The sequence below is a fragment of the Aeromonas sp. MaB10011B genome, assembly GCF_017939325.1.
GTDB classification, from domain to species: Bacteria; Pseudomonadota; Gammaproteobacteria; order Enterobacterales; family Aeromonadaceae; genus Aeromonas; species Aeromonas caviae.
This window is the reverse complement of record NZ_JAGKRK010000028.1, coordinates 1-1,486: the sequence shown is the minus strand read 5'-3', so window position 1 is coordinate 1,486 and position 1,486 is coordinate 1. Positions and strand designations below refer to the sequence as shown.

Sequence of the window (1,486 nt, the reverse complement as noted above, 5' to 3'; positions counted from 1 at the left end):
CCTTCGGGAGGGCGTTTACCACGGTGTGATTCATGACTGGGGTGAAGTCGTAACAAGGTAACCCTAGGGGAACCTGGGGTTGGATCACCTCCTTACCTTAATGATGACGAAGTTGTTGAGTGTTCACACAGATTGCCTTGATTCAAGTTTAGAGACAGTACACGAAGTGGGTCTGTAGCTCAGGTGGTTAGAGCGCACCCCTGATAAGGGTGAGGTCGGTGGTTCGAGTCCACTCAGACCCACCACTTCGATTACGGGGCTATAGCTCAGCTGGGAGAGCGCCTGCTTTGCACGCAGGAGGTCTGCGGTTCGATCCCGCATAGCTCCACCATATCGTACTGTATTTGTCAGAAGACAAAGCCATGAGTTGAACATCTCGTTCAATGTATGCCTTTGACTTCTTTACGAAGTTTGCTCTTTAACAATCTGGAAAGCTGATTTAAAAAGTAGTTCTCAAACATTTGTTACAAGTGCTTTGGAAACTTCTTGGCGAAAACCAAATTTTATTTGGTCCTTGTTGTACAGCAACAAGTCGCGTCGTTTCGACGACACTTCTTGGGGTTGTATGGTTAAGTGACTAAGCGTACATGGTGGATGCCTTGGCAGTCAGAGGCGATGAAGGACGTACTAACCTGCGATAAGCCGTGAGCAGTCGGTAAGAGACATTACGACTCACGGATTTCCGAATGGGGAAACCCACTTAGCATAAGCTAGGTATCGCTGCGTGAATACATAGCGTAGCGAGGCGAACCGGGAGAACTGAAACATCTAAGTACCCCGAGGAAAAGAAATCAACCGAGATTCCCTCAGTAGCGGCGAGCGAACGGGGATTAGCCCTTAAGCATCTTGGAAGTTAGTGGAACGGTCCTGGAAAGGCCGGCGATACAGGGTGATAGCCCCGTACACGAAAACAACCTTGATGTGAAATCGAGTAGGGCGGGACACGTGACATCCTGTCTGAATATGGGGGGACCATCCTCCAAGGCTAAATACTCCTGACTGACCGATAGTGAACCAGTACCGTGAGGGAAAGGCGAAAAGAACCCCTGTGAGGGGAGTGAAATAGAACCTGAAACCGTGTACGTACAAGCAGTGGGAGCCCTTCGGGGTGACTGCGTACCTTTTGTATAATGGGTCAGCGACTTACATTTTGTAGCGAGGTTAACCGTATAGGGGAGCCGTAGGGAAACCGAGTCTTAACTGGGCGTCTAGTTGCAAGGTGTAGACCCGAAACCGGGTGATCTAGCCATGGGCAGGTTGAAGGTTGAGTAACATCAACTGGAGGACCGAACCCACTAACGTTGCAAAGTTAGGGGATGACCTGTGGCTGGGGGTGAAAGGCCAATCAAACTCGGAGATAGCTGGTTCTCCCCGAAAGCTATTTAGGTAGCGCCTCGGACGAATACTACTGGGGGTAGAGCACTGTTTGGGCTAGGGGGTCATCCCGACTTACCAACCCCATGCAAACTCCGAATACCAGTAAGTA

At 50.1% G+C, this 1,486-nt stretch carries 2 tRNA genes and 1 rRNA gene; all 3 read left to right on the top strand.

Going from position 1 to position 1,486, the window contains the following annotated elements:
- Positions 1-168: 168 nt before the first annotated feature.
- Positions 169-245: transfer RNA gene (locus tag J9893_RS09475), tRNA-Ile, on the top strand.
- A 10-nt stretch (positions 246-255) separates the two neighbouring features.
- Positions 256-331, top strand: a tRNA-Ala gene (locus J9893_RS09470).
- A gap of 236 nt (positions 332-567) precedes the next feature.
- Positions 568-1,486: ribosomal RNA gene (locus J9893_RS09465) — 23S ribosomal RNA — on the top strand; the annotation flags it as partial.